The organism is Aeromonas sp. FDAARGOS 1419 (genome assembly GCF_019047045.1).
Classification (GTDB): Bacteria; Pseudomonadota; Gammaproteobacteria; order Enterobacterales; family Aeromonadaceae; genus Aeromonas; species Aeromonas veronii.
Map to the genome: position 1 here is coordinate 26,025 of NZ_CP077209.1, position 16,152 is coordinate 42,176.

Consider the following 16,152-nt stretch of genomic DNA (forward strand, 5'->3'; position numbering starts at 1 on the left):
TAGATAGCATCAGGGCTCCCCGCGGGGAGCCCTGATTGTTATTTGGCGAATAGAGTGGCTGTTGCCATCAAGCCATTCGCAGATTACTCCTGCGCCGGCCCCTCCTTGCCCGCCAGCTGGCTCAGCCAGGCGAAGCGGCGATTGGCCTCCTGCTCCGCCTCTTCATAGAGCTGGCTAGCCACCTCAGGCAGCTGGCGCTCCAGCCGCTGGAAGCGGGGCTCATGGCGCAAGGTTTCGGCCAGCGAGGCATTGGGGGCCCGCGAGTCGAGCGCCAGCGGCAGTTTGCCCTCGTCAGCACGGCGCGGATCGAAGCGGTAGAGCGGCCAGAAGCCGGTGGCGGTCAGCTGCTTCATCTGCTCATGGCTCTCGGCCATGTCGTAGCCATGCTCCTCGCAGGGGCTGTAGGCGATGATGAGCGAGGGGCCCGGGTAGGCTTCCGCCTCCTGAATTGCCTTCACTGTCTGGTTCATCTGGGCGCCGAGGGAGATCTGCGCCACATAGACGTGACCATACATCATCACGCTGGCCCCGAGATCCTTGCGTGCCTTGCGCTTGCCCTGCTCGCCAAACTTGGTGATGGCCCCAAGCGGGGTTGCCTTCGACTGTTGGCCGCCGGTGTTGGAGTAGCACTGGGTGTCGAGCACCAGCACATTGATGTTCTCCCCCAGACTCAGCACATGGTCGAGCCCGCCAAAGCCGATGTCGTAGGCCCAGCCATCGCCGCCGATGAGCCAGACCGATTTTTCCACCAGATAATCCGCATCGCGAGCCAGTTCAAGGGCCTCTGGGGCCTTGCTCTCCTGCAGCAACACTCGCAACTGCTGGATATGGGCCCGCTGCTCGGAAACCGGCAGGGTGGTATCGCCGAGCGCCTCGCGCAGCGCTGCCGGGATGGTGTCGCCCAGGCTCGCCAGCAGACGGCGCACCCGCTCCCTGTGCTGATCGACGGTAAGACGGAAGCCCAGTCCGAACTCGGCGTTATCTTCAAACAGCGAGTTGGCCCAGGCTGGCCCGCGCCCGTCGGCGTTGGTGGTGTAGGGGGTGGTAGGCAGGTTGCCGCCATAAATGGACGAGCAGCCGGTGGCGTTGGCAATCAGCAGCCGATCGCCATAGAGCTGGGTCAGCAGCTTGATGTAGGGAGTCTCGCCACAGCCGGAGCAGGCGCCCGAGTATTCAAACAGCGGCGAGATGAGCTGGGAGGTGCGGATGTCGATGCGTTCCAGCTGCTCGGCGCTGCGCTCTGGCAGGTCGAGGAAGAAGTCGTAGTTGGCCTTCTGCTCGTCGAGGTGATCGAGGCGTGAAGCCATATTGATCGCCTTGCGATCCGGGTTGCTGCGATCCTTGGCCGGGCACACCTCGACGCAGAGATTGCAGCCGGTGCAATCCTCCGGCGCCACCTGCAGCACATACTGCTGGCCGCGCATGTCACGGGATTTCACATCCAGCGCATCCAGAGTGGCGGGAGCAGCGGCCAGTGCATCCGGTTCCACCACCTTGGCGCGAATGGCCGAGTGGGGACAGGCGGCGACGCAGTAGTTGCACTGGGTACAGAGCTCCGCCTCCCAGATGGGGATCTCCTTGGCGATGTTGCGCTTCTCCCAGCGGGTGGTGCCAACCGGCCAGGTGCCATCCGGCGGGAAGGCGGAGACCGGCAGGCTGTCACCCAGCCCCGCCAGCATGGCGGCGGTGACGGTCTGGACAAAATCGGGGGCCTTGGCCGAGATCACCGGCGGGCGGGGGCAGCAGGCGGGATCCAGCTCACCCAGAGGCACTCGGGTCAGAGCGGCGCAGGTTGCCTCCAGTGCCATCCAGTTGCGCTCAACCAGCGTCTGCCCCTTGCTGCCATAGCTGGTGGCGATGGCTTGTTTCAGCAGGCTGGTAGCCTCCTCGGGGGGAATGATGGCGCTGAGCTGGAAGAAGGCCATCTGCATCACGGTATTGATGCGATTGCCGAGCTGGCAGTCGCGGGCAATCTTGGCGGCATTGATGATGTAGAAGCGCGCCTCTTTCTCGCGCAGGGCATGCTGCACCTCGCTGGGCAGCCGCTGCCAGATCTCGGCCTCGCTATAGGGGGTGTTGAGCAGGAAGATGCCGCCTGCTTTCAAGCGCTCCGCCATCCGGTACTTGTCGACAAACTGCCACTGATGGCAGCCGATAAAGTCGGCCTCTTCCACCAGATAGGCCGATTGCAGCGGCCGCTCGCCCACTCGCAGGTGAGAGACGGTGAGGCCGCCCGCCTTCTTGGAGTCGTAGACGAAATAGCCCTGCGGATAGAGGTCGGTGTGGTTGCCGAGGATCTTGATGCTGTTCTTGGCCGCCGAGACGGTGCCATCGCTGCCAAGACCGTAAAAGAGCGCCTCCAGCTTGTGTTGCTGGCCGTGAATGAGGCTTTGTGAATCCAGCGCGGGCAGCGGTAGCGAGAGACCTGTGATGTCATCGAAGATGCCGACGGTAAAGCGCGGACGCGGGTTCTCTTGCGCCAGTTCGGCAAACACCGCCAGCGCGCAGGCGGGGCCAAACTCCTTGGAAGAGAGGCCATAGCGGCCGCCGATGACCCGTGGCAGGCTTGCCCGCTCGCCCCGGCTGACCGCTTCGGCCAGCGCCGTCATCACGTCGAGATAGAGGGGCTCGGCCTGTGCGCCCGGCTCCTTGGTGCGATCCAGTACGGCGATGGAGCGGGCACTCTCGGGAATCGCGGCCAACAGGTGATCGGCCGAGAAGGGGCGGAACAGCCGCACTTTCACCAGACCTACCTTCTCCCCTTGGGCCAGCAGGCGCTCGATCACCTCTTCACAGGTGCCGATGGCTGAGCCCATCAGCACCACAATCCGCTCCGCCTGCGGGTGGCCGACATATTCAAACGGCCGGTAGTGGCGGCCGGTCTGCTTGCCAAAAGTCTGCATCGCTTCGCTCACATGACCATAGGCAGCGTCATACCAGGGGTTGCTCGCCTCCCGGCACTGAAAATAGGTGTCCGGGTTGGCAGCGGTGCCGCGAATGACCGGTTTGTCGGGGGTGAGCGCCCGGTCACGATGAGCACGGATGGCATCTGCGGGCAGCAGGGCGCGCAGGGTGTCGTCAGCGAGCGGCGCTATCTTGGCAATCTCGTGAGAGGTACGAAAGCCGTCGAAGAAGTGGATAAAGGGGAGGCGGCTGTTAAGGCTCGCTATCTGGGAGAGCAGGGCAAAGTCCTGCGCCTCCTGCACATTGCTGGCACAGAGCATGGCACAGCCGGTCTGGCGCACTGCCATCACGTCCGAGTGATCGCCAAAGATCGATAGCGCATGGGTCGCCACGGTGCGTGCTGCCACATGCAGCACGAAAGGGATGAGCTGACCCGCCAGCTTGTAGAGGTTGGGGATCATCAGCAGCAAACCCTGCGACGAGGTAAACGAGGTCGCCAGCGCGCCGGTCTGCAGGGCGCCGTGGACGGCGGCGATGGCCCCCCCTTCCGACTGCATTTCGACAACCCGGGGCACATCCCCCCACAGGTTCTTGCCCCGCTCGCTCGACCAGGCCGACGACTGCTCAGCCATGGCAGAGCTGGGGGTGATGGGGTAGATGGCGATGACTTCGCTGGTGCGGTACGCCACCGAGGCGACTGCGTTATTCCCGTCTGTGGTGATCATCTGTTTTCCACTTTGCTATGCCAGTTTGAAGGCCGATAGTTGCATCGGCAATGGATAGGTCGCAGGCATAGTAAGAGGGGCAATAAGAGCGTATCAAACGGGATAAATAATCAATTAATAAGTCAGTAATAGTGGTTAATTTAATCCCGCTGCGTGGGTGCGTGATTTTCTGCTGACAGCCAACGGGAGGTGGTTGACGGGCCATTGACATGGCCCGTCAGCACGGGGTTAACCCCGATCCACTTGCAGCCAGATGGCGCACTGATAAGGGGCGAAGAGCTGCATCGGTTCGCTTGGGTAATTGGCCAGCAACAACCGCATTCCGTCTGTCACTTTGTCGAAGTGGGGCATCGGCAAGGGGTTCGCCGTGAGATTGGCGAGCAGCAGCAGGGTGTGCCGCTCTCCGCTGGCCGGATCCTGCCAGTGGCGGCGATAGCCGATGCGCTCGGGATCATCCCCATCCAGCAGTTCAAAATTGCCGTAGCGAACGACAGGGTGAGCCTTGCGCAGGGCGATGAGCTGGCGATAGCAGTGAAACGGCGAGTCGGGGCGGGCCAGCTGCTCGTCAGCATTTATCTCGACGTGGTTGGCATTGAGGACAATCCAGGGCGTGGCCGTACTGAATCCGGCGTGGGGGCCGGCGTCCCACTGCATCGGGGTGCGGGCATTGTCGCGGCCAATGGCATCGAGCCGCCGACTCAGCTCGGCAGGATCCAGCCCTGAGTGGCTGGCGCAGTAGTTGATGGCCTCCACATCGCGCAGCTCGCTCGGCTGCCAGTGGCGGTTGGTCATGGCGAGCTCCTCCCCCTGATAGATGAAGGGGGTGCCCTGCATCATGTGCAGCACCATGGCCCACAGCCTGGCGCTGGTTTCCCGCCACTTTGGCCTGTCATCGCCAAAGCGGGAGACGGCGCGAGGCAGGTCGTGGTTGCCGAGAAACAGGCTGTTCCAGCCACGGCCATGTAGCCCTTGCTGGTGGCGGGCCATGGCTCGCTTGAAGGCGAGGGGGTCGAAGCGGGATGACCACTTGTCACTGCCCAGCCCCAGATGCTCGAAGTTGAACACCATGCTGAACTCGCTGCCATCGTGGTTCGAATAGTTCTGCATATGGGCGAGATCGGCTCCCCAGGTCTCCCCCACCGTAATGATCCCCTTGCCGCCGAAGCTCGCGGCATTGAGCTCGCGGATATAGTCGTGCAGGCGCGGGCCATTGCTCATGGCAAGCCGGTCCCACTCCTTGCTCACCATGTCTATCACATCGAAGCGAAATCCCTTGATCCCTTTGCCCAGCCAGAAGTTGATCACCTCTGCCATCTCGGCCCGCACCGCCGGGTTGTCCCAGTCCAGATCGGCCTGACTGGGATCGAAGTTGTGCAGGTAGTAGCGATCAAGCTCCGGCACATACTGCCAGCCGCTGCCGCCAAAAATCGAGGTAATGGGGTGAGCGTCAACGAAGGCTTGGTCGCGAAACACGTAATAACTCTGATAACGGGGATCCCCGGCCAGTGCCTTCATAAACCACTCGTGCTCGGTGGAGGTGTGGTTGGCAACGATATCCATCATGATGCCGATGTCGTGGGCGGCCGCTTCGGCTATCAGCTGCTCCATCTCGGTCAGGGTGCCGAAGGCGGGGTCGATGGCACGGTAGTCCGCCACATCGTAGCCGTTGTCCCGTTTGGGGGAGCGATAGATGGGGGTGAGCCAGAGCATATCGACCCCGAGGGTGGCCAGATAGTCGAGGCGCTGACGGATGCCGTTGATATCGCCCATGCCGTCGCCATCGCTGTCCTGAAAACTCATGGGGTAGATCTGGTAGATGACACAGCTATCGAGGTCGATATCGGGCGTATGGCGGGGTTGCGGGTTCATCAGCTTGGCCGGTTGGGGGAAGAGATTTTCTATCTTACCCAGATGAGCAGGCAGTCAACAGGGCAGGGGAAACCTTGAGAAGGGTTCCATTGTTGGCTGATTGCCAAAAGTGCGGGAAGGGTCACAAAGGTGCCATCCCGGGCCACGGCTATGGTCGGGATGGCACGGCACTTAGCGCTGATACTCTGCAGGAATACAGGCTATTGAGCAGTCTTGGCCTGCTCGTTGCGCTGCTCCTGCTGGCGCTCTGCCTTCTCTTGTTGGCGCTCCGCTTGTGCCTCCAGCTCCTTGCCGAGGAAGTAGTTCAGGAAGGTGCGGATCACCGCGATGATGGCAAGGCGGATCAGCTCCTCTTTGCTTGGCGCGACTGTGGTGGCCAAGATGTCGGCGGCGAGCTGGAACTCCAGCGCCAGAATAAGCCAGCTGCCAAAACAGAGGCGAATACGCGGAAAACCCGGTTCGTGATCCTCCATCCGTGCCGCCAGCCAGAGGGTCTTGCCAAGCCCTATCACCACACAGGCGCTGGAGATGATCTCCAGCAGCAGCTGGAACAGCTCGACCCCGTGCATCATCCCTTCTCTCAGGCTCGCTATCTCAAACACTCGGGTCACCTCCATGATTCAAAAGAGGACACTATTAACACATCGCTCGGCAAAGGCCAAATCCGGCTCAGGCAATCAGTTTGAATTCAATCACATAGAGCGGCGGCAGATTGGGGTAGATATCGCGGATCACCTGTTTGAGCTCGGGGAGGGTCATGTTCTCCTGACGGGCGTGCTCGTCATTCAGTTCATCGAAGGCTATTGCGTTGACGGAGAGCACCTCTATGGTGCCAAAGGGCTGGTGCTCCGGGTTAGTAAACAGCGCCAGACGTTGGCCGGGCTGCCAGTTGGCCTCGCTCTCGTCGCGGATAGTGATGGTCTTGCGGCCCGCCTGAATATCGGCGACGAAGCGGCTGAAGAAGGTGAATTCGGGATGGGTAGACATGGCTCTCTCCTGACAGGGTTAATCGAAATGAGGTGAATGGAAATCAAAGGTCGAGATAGGCGCGCAGCCTGGCCAGATCGGCGATAACAGGGCCATCGCTGCCGTCGGCAACTATGCCCTGTTCGACCAGCTCCTTGAGGGCGCGGCGGTAGACCCGCTCTGTGGTGCCGAAGCGCGCTGCCTCATGGGCGCGCTTGCGTGACCCCAGCATGGGGGTGCGCTGGCGTTCTCGCCACAACTCATAGGCGATGTTGTAGGCAATGGGGTGGAGCAGCCGGCTGGTGGTGATCTCCAGGGTATCGAGATAGTCGCTGGCAAGTGCAGCGGCGAAAAAGAGGGTCAACTCAGGTTCTGCCAGCAGCCGCTGGGCCAGCTTGTGGGCACAGATGACTCGGGCGTCCAGCTCGGTCTCGGCCACCACGTTCCACTGCACCGGGGTGGCACTGAAGAACTCCATCTCACCGAAGATCTGGCTGTGACACTCAATCTCGCCGAGCTGGAAGCGGCGGCCAGAGTGTACCGTGCTGTTGAGGGAGACCCGGCCACGTTCGACCAGATAGAGCTGCTCGCTCTGCTCCCCCTGCCGCATGATCAATTCGCCCGGCAGGTAACGGCGCAGAAACAGGGTGCAGGCGTCGAGCGCCGCGGCAAAGCGGGGTTCAAGCTGCTGGAGTTCGGCGTGAAAACGGCCGAGGGGGTAGGGCTGTTGCTGCATGACTTGCCTGTCGCACCGGATGACGAGGGCCATGAGGCTAGCAAGAGTGCGGGCCGGATACCAGCCCGCACGGTAGCGGATGTGCCGCAGTTAACGGTTTGCGGCTTATTGCACCAGAGCGTGGAGGGCGGCGGCGATGGCTTGCTGCTCACCGGCCATCATCGCCTGTTCGGCGCTGGCGTAATCCGCCACCCCTTGTTGTACATCCTGCTCGAATAGCACCACGTTGCAGAGCACGGCGGCGACCCGCACCTTGCGCAGGCGGCCCACGGTCAGCAGGGAGGCGGTCTCCATGTCAGCGCCGAGCACGCCACGGGCATGCCAGTAGCGGCACACCTCCTGCTCGTCATCCCGATAGAAGCTGTCGTGGGAGCGTACCAGCCCGTGCCAATGAGGCTGGCTGCCGGTCGCTACATGGTTGAGCAAGGCGGCCTGCAGCCAGATATCGGCGCAGGCGGGGTACTCGGCGGGCAGATAGGCCTGTGAGGCCCCCTCATTGCGCACAGCGCCTTCTACCACGATAAGGTCGCCAAGGCCGATGTCGTGCTGCAGGGCACCGGCGGAGCCGACCCGAATAAGCGAGTGGGCACCGGCTTGCACCAGCTCCTCCAGCGCTATGATGGCTGAGGCGCCGCCGATGCCGGTGCTGCAGACCGTGATGGGCACTCCCTGATAACGGCCATTTATGAGACGAAACTCCCGGTGCTGGCCCAGCACTTCGCACTCGCCGAGCTGGCTGGCGATGCGATCGACCCGGGCCGGGTCGCCGCACAACACCACACGCTCGGCAATCTGCTCGGGGCGGCACTGGAGATGGGGTAACAGACTCATGGCTTACAGACCTTGTGGCTGGCGCTTGGCGGCAATCACCCAGAGGCGAGTGCCGTTGGCGGCGATAAACAGCAGGATCAGGTACTCCAGCGACATGGCGTAAACGCCCTGCGCGGCATAGACACCGATGCTGATGATGTTGATGACGACCCAGAGGATCCAGTTCTCCACGTATTTGCGGGTCATCAGGATCTGGGCGACGACCGAGAGCACCGTCATGCTGGCATCCCAGAAGGGGAAGGCATCGGGGGAGGGCTCGGGGATGGCAAGGTTGGCACCAAACAGGTTGAGCAGGGAGACCGAGGTGCGCGCCAGGGTGGCGAAGACCGGGTCGATATAGCGGGTCAGCAGAGCGATGGCCAGTACGCTCACGGCGGCGGTCACCATCAGTTTGGATCTGCTGAGCCAGCGGATCTGCAGGGTATCCCCCTGATCGTTGGCCGGGCGGGTCCAGGCGTACCAGCCGTAGACGTTGGCGCAGAAGAAGAACAGCTGCAGCATCAACAGCCCGTAGAGCTGGATCTGGAAGAAGATGATGGCAAACAGGCTGACGTTGATCAGACCGAACAGGTAGTTGATGGTCTTCTCCTGACTGGCGAACCAGATGCAGGCCAGCCCGAACAGGGTGCCGATGGCTTCAATCCATGACATGGCATAGCCGCCACCCAGCGGTATGGTCACTAGCGTGTTATTGATGCTGAACAGCTCGAATATGCTCATTTTCTGATCCTTGGGCATGAGGGTTAGTATGCGAGGGCGCCATTCTAAGGGGTGAGGGGGAGGAGGGGCAGGACTTTTGTCCGCCCCGGGCTTGGCCCATATCAAAGAAATCGCCGCTGCTGCCCGGTTATTCCAGCAGTATGGGTTATGGTGCCCCCGCTGGCCGGACTTTATTGATATGTAACAAGATGATAGCGCCATGGCTGTGGTCTGATAGAGTCCACTCTCCGGGAGGAGAATCACGTGATAAAAGGAGGTTGCATTGAATTCCGAGCTTGTCTGGGTGCTCTGTCTGCTGGCGGGTGCCATCTATCTCTTCATGACCAACAAGGTGCGCATGGACGTGGTGGCCCTGGGAGTGGTCATCCTGTTTGTGCTGAGCGGCACCCTCACCCTGCCGGAGGCGCTGGCGGGCTTTAGCGATCCCAACGTCATTCTGATTGCCGCCCTGTTTGTGGTGGGTGAGGGGCTGGTGCGTACCGGCATCGCCTATCAGGTGGGGGATGCATTGGTGAAGGTGGCGGGCAGCAGCGAGACCAAACTGCTGGTGCTGCTGATGGTGGCGGTGGCGAGTCTGGGGGCTGTGATGAGCAGCACCGGGGTGGTGGCAATCTTCATCCCGGTAGTGTTGAGCGTGGCGAACCGGATGAGCATCCCCGCCGGCCGCCTGATGATGCCCCTCGGCTTTGCCGGGCTTATCAGCGGCATGATGACGCTGGTGGCCACGCCCCCCAACATGGTGGTCAACAGTGAACTGATGCGCCATGGCATTCACGGCTTCGGGTTCTTCGATTTCACCCCCATGGGGGTGCTGATCCTGGGGCTGGGCATCCTCTACATGCTGCTGGTGCGCGGCTCTTTGGTGGGTGAGGGGGAAGAGGGCAAGGGCAAGCCGACCGGGCGCCGTACCCTGCGCGATCTGATCCGTGACTACCGGCTGGCCGGGCGGGCCCGCCGTCTGGCGCTGCGGCCGGACTCCCCGCTGATTGGTCACACCCTGGACGAGCTGCAACTGCGTGCCCGCTATGGTGCCCACGTCATCGGGGTGGAGCGCTGGCGCAAGTTTCGCCGGGTGATGGTGCCGGTGTCGGGGATCAGTGAATTTCAGGCGAAGGATGTGCTGCTGATCGACATGTCAGACCCCGAGGTGGATGTGCGGGCGTTTTGCACCGAGGCGCGGCTCGAACCCATGATCCTGCGCGGGGAGTACTTCTCCGATCAGGCGCGGGAGGTGGGGATGGCCGAGGTGTCGCTGATCCCCGAGTCCAAGCTGCTGGGTAAAAGCGTGCGTGAGGTGACCTTCCGCTCCAGCTATGGCCTGAGTGTGGTGGGGCTGCGCCGTGATGGCGAGGCATTGGCAGGCAAGCTGGTGGACGAGCCGTTGCAGATGGGGGACACCCTGCTGGTGGTGGGCAACTGGAGCCATATCCGGCTGCTGCAGACCCACAGCCGCGACTTTCTGCTGATGGGGCTGCCCGCCGAAGTGGACGAGATGGCCCCCGCCCGCAGTCAGGCTATTCATGCCCTCTTCTGTCTTGGAGTGATGATCCTGCTGATGGTGACCGATCCGGTGCCCAACGTGATTGCCGCGCTGATCGCCTGTCTGCTGATGGGCAAGTTTCGCTGCATCGACCTGGAGAGTGCCTACAAGTCGATCCACTGGCCGACCCTGATCCTCATCGTCGGTATGCTCCCCTTTGCGCTGGCGCTGCAAAAAACCGGCGGGGTGGATCTGATCGTCGGTGGTCTGATCAATGCGGTAGGGGAGATGGGGCCGCGGGTCATGCTGGCCAGCCTGTTTGCCCTCTGCGCGGTGATCGGGCTCTTTATCTCCAACACCGCCACCGCAGTGCTGATGGCGCCCATTGCGCTGGGCTCGGCCCAGCAGATGGGGGTATCGCCCTATCCGTTTGCCATGACCATTGCCATCGCCGCCTCGGCCGCTTTTATGACGCCGGTCTCGTCACCGGTGAATACCCTGGTACTGGGGCCGGGCAACTACAAGTTTGCCGATTTTATCCGTATCGGGGTGCCATTCACCCTGTTGGTGATGGCGGTCAGCGTGGTGGCGATCCCCTGGTTCTTCCCGTTCTGATAACCGGGATGATGAATGTGTGCACCAGCGGCCTGCGGGCCGCTTTTTTATGGCTGGGAGACAAGAGTGGCAAGGCGTGCTCGGAATCAGTGAAGAGGGACGTGAACGTGAATTAACGTGGCGCTGGGTTAATAGAGGAGCGAGAGAAAAACTGGGGAGAGGCAAATTTCAGATACAAAAAAACCAGCGTGAGCTGGTCTGTTTGGTACTGCTATTAATGGTGCGGAAGGAGAGACTCGAACTCTCACGCCTAGGGCGCCAGAACCTAAATCTGGTGCGTCTACCAATTTCGCCACTTCCGCAATATTAATGGTGGCTATGACGGGATTCGAACCTGTGACCCCCGCATTATGAGTGCGATGCTCTAACCAACTGAGCTACATAGCCGTTTGTTATCGACCACTGATGTGGAAGAGAACAGAAAAATGGCTGGGGTACTAGGATTCGAACCTAGGGATGGCGAGATCAAAACCCGCTGCCTTACCGCTTGGCGATACCCCAACAGAAATAATGGTGGCTATGACGGGATTCGAACCTGTGACCCCCGCATTATGAGTGCGATGCTCTAACCAACTGAGCTACATAGCCGTTTGTTATCAACCACTGATGTGGAAGAGAACAGAAAAATGGCTGGGGTACTAGGATTCGAACCTAGGGATGGCGAGATCAAAACCCGCTGCCTTACCGCTTGGCGATACCCCAACAGCGCTCCTCAACAATCATGAGACTGGCAAAGAACTTTTAAAAATGGCTGGGGTACTAGGATTCGAACCTAGGGATGGCGAGATCAAAACCCGCTGCCTTACCGCTTGGCGATACCCCAACAGCGCTCCTCAACAGTCATGAGACTGGCAAAGAACTTTTAAAAATGGCTGGGGTACTAGGATTCGAACCTAGGGATGGCGAGATCAAAACCCGCTGCCTTACCGCTTGGCGATACCCCAACTAGAGATGGTGGCTATGACGGGATTCGAACCTGTGACCCCCGCATTATGAGTGCGATGCTCTAACCAACTGAGCTACATAGCCAACCTTGCTTCCGGTGAGTCGTTACCTCGTCACCGTGCGGGCCGAATTATGCGTATCTGGCTCTGGGGCGTCAACCCTTTTTTTGCCAGAAAAACGCAATTTGAGTGCGTTTGACCAGTTATTGGTCTCTGTTGCGCAAAAGCCCAACAATCTGGTTTTTTTTAAGACATTGCCATGATTGCCCGGGCAATGGCAGATAAAAAACAGGCCAGCAAATGCTGGCCTGTCATGGGATTAGACGTTGAACAGGAAGTTCATGATATCGCCATCTTTGACGATGTAATCTTTCCCTTCAGCGCGCATCTTGCCCGCTTCCTTGGCGCCTTGCTCACCCTTGTAGTTGATAAAGTCTTCAAAGGCGATGGTTTGGGCGCGAATAAAGCCTTTTTCAAAGTCAGTGTGGATCTTGCCTGCCGCTTGCGGGGCAGTGGCACCGACCGGAATAGTCCAGGCGCGTACCTCTTTCACACCGGCGGTGAAGTAGGTCTGCAGGTTGAGCAGCTGGTAGCCGGAGCGGATAACGCGGTTCAGGCCCGGCTCTTCGATGCCAAGGTCAGCCATGAACTCGGCGCGATCTTCATCGTCCAGTTCGGCGATGTCCGCTTCAATGGCGCAGCAGACCACGACCACGACCGCGTTCTCGGCGGCGGCGATTTCACGCACCTTGTCCAGATAGGGGTTATTCTCGAAACCATCTTCCGCCACGTTGGCAATATACATGGTGGGTTTCAGGGTCAGGAAGTTGAGGTGGCTGACGGCGGCCAGCTCTTCTTTATCCAGCTTCATACCGCGGATCATCTGGCCGTTTTCCAGCGCAACCTTGATCTTCTCAAGCACTTCCACTTCCAGCTTGGCATCCTTGTCGCCGCCTTTGGCGCGCTTGGACTGACGGTGAATGGCGCGCTCGCAGGCGTCCAGATCCGACAGGGCCAGCTCGGTGTTGATCACTTCGATATCGTCAGCGGGAGAGACCTTGCCGGCAACGTGAATGATGTTCTCGTCATCGAAGCAGCGCACAACGTGGCCGATCGCTTCGGTTTCACGGATGTTGGCCAGGAACTGGTTACCCAGACCTTCACCCTTGGAGGCACCGGCAACCAGACCGGCGATGTCGACGAATTCCATGGTGGTCGGCACAACGCGCTGCGGATTGATGATGGCAGCCAGCTGATCGAGGCGGGGATCCGGCATCGGCACCACACCTGTGTTCGGCTCGATGGTGCAGAACGGGAAGTTGGCGGCTTCGATACCGGCCTTGGTCAGCGCGTTGAACAGGGTGGATTTGCCTACATTGGGCAGGCCCACGATACCGCATTTAAAACCCATGGATTGTTACCTTACTTGATGGATGCTGTTGGGGGTCGCCCGCAGGCGGCCCATGTCATGCTTGTTCTGGTCGTTGCTCATGTACCGGCACAATGCCCGTACAGGGTCAAACCGACCTAACCCTTTTCCGCCTTGAAGCTGTGCAAGCGATTCATGGCCTTGGTCATATCTTGTTTGAACAGGATGTCGGTGGCGCGCAGGGACTCGTCCAGCGCGGCGTCGATCAGGTTCTGTTCACTGCTGGGGGCCTTGGTCAGGACGAAGCCAGCCACCTGCTCTTTGCTGCCGGGATGGCCGATCCCGAGCCGCAGCCGGAAGAAATTATTGTTGTTGCCCATCTTGGCGATGATGTCCTTGAGGCCGTTATGGCCACCGTGACCACCACCCTGCTTGAACTTGGCGATGCCAGGCGGCAGATCCAGTTCGTCATGGGCCACCAGAATCGCTTCCGGCTCAATCTGATAAAAACGCGCCAGTGCGGCCACCGCCTTGCCAGAGAGGTTCATATAGGTGTTCGGGATGAGCAGCCGCACATCCTGCCCCTCGACCAGAATGCGGGCAGTGTGGCCGAAGAACTTGGGCTCTTCGCGCAGGCTGACATTGTACCAGCGGGCCAGTTGCTCCACATACCAGGCGCCCGCATTGTGGCGGGTTTTGGCATATTCCGGGCCGGGATTGCCCAGTCCGACGATCAGTTTGATTTGGCTTGTCACGCTTGATGTCTTCACTCGCAGCTGCCATGGGCACACTACCCAGGGCAATAGGACGCAATATTCTAGCCGCCGAGTGGCGATCACTCAACCAATGCGCATGTTATGGCGGGATTTGAGCGATTTTGGTGGCTAATGGATGACAAACGGGCCTCTTGCGAGAGGCCCGTTCTCTGTCGATTTGCTGATGACCCGGTTATTTGGCGCGCAGCAGGGTGACCGTTTCCTCATCCAGCGCGGTCAGGGTGGGGCGGGCATCGCGCACATACTCGACGAAGGAGGCTGCATCGGTGCCGCAATCCACGCCGCGGGCCTTGCAATCGAGGGCCTGGCCCGGGGCATAGACGGCGCTCAGCAACTCGCCATTTTGTGCCACTTTGAGCACCGGGAAGGCAGTCAGCTTGCCGTTGACGCTGGCGATGTCGACCCGCTCGCTCTTCTGACGCTGGGCATTGGCCAGTGCCTGCCAGCCGTCGTTGCCGTTGGCGCTGTAGGCGTTCATCACCACGCGATAGCGCTGGCTATCCACCAGATCCTGCCACTCGCCGCTCGCCGTCTTGTGCTGCAACTGGGTCAGGGTGCCCGCTTTGCCTGCGCTGGTCTCCTGGAAGGTGTAGCGCAGGTGGCCACCATAGGGGAACTTGCCAGCATGGGCGCTGGCGGGCAGGGTGGCGGTGATGGTTTCGGTCAGCAGGGCACGCACCTCGGCGCCAGTCAGGGTCAGCACCGAGAGCTGGTTCTTGAACGGCAGCAGGGTGAGGGCACTATCCCCCTCGCGCCATTCGCCAGCGGGCAGGTCGGCGCGCACGCCGCCCACCGCAACCAGAGAAAAATCGACCGGGCCGCCGGTCAGGGCTTGCACTGCTGGGGTATTGGCCCAGTAGAACTCCCCTTCGGCAACCAGCGGCGCGACATCTGAGCCATGGCTGTCGCTGCCGTTGTCGCCGGGGCGACGGGCATTTTGCAGCTGCTCGGGGATGGTGCCGATCACCGGGCCGTAGGCTTTCTCCAGCGCCGGTTTGTAGTGGCTGTCGATGATGCCGCGCAGACGCGGATCTTCATCCACGGTGACCAGATTGGGCTGGCTGTCGACAAACTGGCTTGCCTCTTTGCTGCGGGCATCGTCGAGCGCTTGCTTGCGCGCCGCATCGGCGAAGAAGTCGCGGCTGGCCAGCAGGCTATTGTGGCCCTGGCAGTCGGTCACCTGACCCTGGCTGTCAAAGGTTATCTGTGCCAGACCGATGGCCTGGGCGTAGGAGCCCGCCTGCACCACGCAGGTTTTGCCGATGCCATCCGGATTGGTCACCAGCTTGGCGTAATCGCCGGTCTTGCCCCAGCCGATATTGCGAAAATCGCCGAGCAGGCTGTGGGAGTGGCCGCCGACGATGGCATCGAGGCCGTTTACCTTGGCCGCCAGCGCCAGATCCCGCTCGTTGCCGATGTGGGTCAGCGCCACGATCTGGTGGATCCCCTTGGCTTGCAGCATGTCGACCGTGGCCTGAGCCGAGGCGACCTCCTTGCCAAAGCGCAGCTTGCCGACGTTGGGGGCGATATTGCCCATGTCTTCCAGCACCAGACCGATGACGGCGACCAGCTGTTTGCCTTGCGGCAGGTTGTCGAGATCGGTGACCGGGCTCTTCTGGTTGCCGTCAAAGGCGTAGACCACGAAGGGCTTGAGGTTGTCAGCCTTGCTGAGGGCCGGATCGGCCTTGGTGTCGAGGTTGGCGGCCAGCACCGGGAAGTTGACCCCCTCGATGAAGCGGGCCAGCTTCTGGTTATCCAGATCGAACTCGTGGTTGCCCAGCGCCATGGCATCGAGGCCGAACTGGCTCAGCAACTCGGCGTTGGCCATCCCCTCGTTGAGCTTGAAGTAGCCACTGCCCTGCCAGGCATCGCCGCCGTGCAGCAGCAGCAAGGGCTGGTTCTTGGCCAGCGCATCGGCCTGATAGGCTTTCGCCATGGTCAGCAGGCGCGGGTAACCGCCAAAGCGGGTATAGAGGGTGTCCGTCTCCCCCTGCTGGGCAAAGATCTGCCCTTTGATCTCGGCATTGACCGGATCAAACTGGGAGTGGGTGTCGTTCATGTGAGCCAGGGTCAGCACGAAGGGCGGGTTCTCTTTGACGGGCTGACAGGCGAACAGGGCGGAGGTAAGGGTCGCGAGCAGGAGGGGACGCAAGCAATTCATGGGTAAATCCTTAAGCCTGCCGGGGGCAGGGTCGTACCAGATAGCAGAAAGTTGGA

The 16,152-nt window shown here is 60.8% G+C and carries 11 protein-coding genes and 8 tRNA genes; 1 reads left to right on the forward strand and 18 read right to left on the reverse strand.

Annotated features, from left to right (window positions below):
• Positions 1–83: 83 nt before the first annotated feature.
• The 7 genes from nifJ to pnuC form a co-directional block, all read right to left on the reverse strand.
• On the reverse strand, positions 84–3,629 hold the full coding sequence (gene nifJ, locus I6L49_RS00125; RefSeq protein WP_216950315.1) for a pyruvate:ferredoxin (flavodoxin) oxidoreductase: 3,546 nt from the start codon (positions 3,627–3,629) through the stop codon (positions 84–86).
• Between the two features lie 228 nt (positions 3,630–3,857).
• On the reverse strand, positions 3,858–5,498 hold the full coding sequence (locus I6L49_RS00130; protein WP_216950316.1) for an alpha-glucosidase: 1,641 nt from the start codon (positions 5,496–5,498) through the stop codon (positions 3,858–3,860).
• A gap of 200 nt (positions 5,499–5,698) precedes the next feature.
• Positions 5,699–6,100 carry a DUF1622 domain-containing protein gene (locus I6L49_RS00135; RefSeq protein WP_216950317.1) on the reverse strand — a complete coding sequence of 134 codons (402 nt, stop codon included), beginning with the start codon at positions 6,098–6,100 and terminating at the stop codon, positions 5,699–5,701.
• A 67-nt stretch (positions 6,101–6,167) separates the two neighbouring features.
• The gene (yqfB, locus tag I6L49_RS00140) at positions 6,168–6,485 is read right to left on the reverse strand and encodes a N(4)-acetylcytidine aminohydrolase (RefSeq protein WP_216950318.1); all 318 of its coding nucleotides are present in this window, start codon (positions 6,483–6,485) and stop codon (positions 6,168–6,170) included.
• A gap of 43 nt (positions 6,486–6,528) precedes the next feature.
• Positions 6,529–7,200: a Crp/Fnr family transcriptional regulator gene (locus I6L49_RS00145; protein ID WP_216950319.1), complete on the reverse strand. Its 672-nt coding sequence runs from the start codon at positions 7,198–7,200 to the stop codon at positions 6,529–6,531.
• A gap of 105 nt (positions 7,201–7,305) precedes the next feature.
• Positions 7,306–8,031: a nucleoside phosphorylase gene (locus I6L49_RS00150; RefSeq protein ID WP_216950320.1), complete on the reverse strand. Its 726-nt coding sequence runs from the start codon at positions 8,029–8,031 to the stop codon at positions 7,306–7,308.
• Between the two features lie 3 nt (positions 8,032–8,034).
• A complete protein-coding gene (pnuC, locus tag I6L49_RS00155) occupies positions 8,035–8,751 on the reverse strand; it encodes a nicotinamide riboside transporter PnuC (protein WP_005353925.1) in 717 nt (238 codons plus the stop codon).
• Between the two features lie 262 nt (positions 8,752–9,013).
• On the opposite strand from pnuC, the gene I6L49_RS00160 reads away from it, so the two are divergent.
• Complete coding sequence (locus tag I6L49_RS00160; RefSeq protein WP_216950321.1) at positions 9,014–10,846, forward strand: SLC13 family permease; 1,833 nt, start codon at positions 9,014–9,016, stop codon at positions 10,844–10,846.
• 218 nt (positions 10,847–11,064) lie between these two features.
• Here the strand turns inward: I6L49_RS00160 and I6L49_RS00165 are convergent.
• The 11 genes from I6L49_RS00165 to I6L49_RS00215 all read right to left on the reverse strand — a co-directional run bounded on the left by I6L49_RS00165 (position 11,065) and on the right by I6L49_RS00215 (position 16,096).
• Positions 11,065–11,148, reverse strand: a tRNA-Leu gene (locus I6L49_RS00165).
• A gap of 8 nt (positions 11,149–11,156) precedes the next feature.
• Positions 11,157–11,233, reverse strand: a tRNA-Met gene (locus I6L49_RS00170).
• A 39-nt stretch (positions 11,234–11,272) separates the two neighbouring features.
• Positions 11,273–11,347 (reverse strand) — tRNA-Gln (locus I6L49_RS00175).
• A gap of 10 nt (positions 11,348–11,357) precedes the next feature.
• Positions 11,358–11,434, reverse strand: a tRNA-Met gene (locus I6L49_RS00180).
• 39 nt (positions 11,435–11,473) lie between these two features.
• Positions 11,474–11,548: transfer RNA gene (locus tag I6L49_RS00185), tRNA-Gln, on the reverse strand.
• A gap of 46 nt (positions 11,549–11,594) precedes the next feature.
• A tRNA-Gln gene (locus I6L49_RS00190) sits at positions 11,595–11,669 on the reverse strand.
• 46 nt (positions 11,670–11,715) lie between these two features.
• Positions 11,716–11,790 (reverse strand) — tRNA-Gln (locus I6L49_RS00195).
• A gap of 8 nt (positions 11,791–11,798) precedes the next feature.
• Positions 11,799–11,875 (reverse strand) — tRNA-Met (locus I6L49_RS00200).
• A gap of 234 nt (positions 11,876–12,109) precedes the next feature.
• The gene (gene ychF / locus I6L49_RS00205; RefSeq protein WP_005353921.1) at positions 12,110–13,201 is read right to left on the reverse strand and encodes a redox-regulated ATPase YchF; all 1,092 of its coding nucleotides are present in this window, start codon (positions 13,199–13,201) and stop codon (positions 12,110–12,112) included.
• A gap of 116 nt (positions 13,202–13,317) precedes the next feature.
• A complete protein-coding gene (gene pth / locus I6L49_RS00210; RefSeq protein WP_216950322.1) occupies positions 13,318–13,914 on the reverse strand; it encodes an aminoacyl-tRNA hydrolase in 597 nt (198 codons plus the stop codon).
• Positions 13,915–14,107: 193 nt separating this feature from the next.
• Complete coding sequence (locus tag I6L49_RS00215) at positions 14,108–16,096, reverse strand: bifunctional UDP-sugar hydrolase/5'-nucleotidase (RefSeq protein WP_216950323.1); 1,989 nt, start codon at positions 16,094–16,096, stop codon at positions 14,108–14,110.
• Positions 16,097–16,152 lie beyond the last annotated feature (56 nt).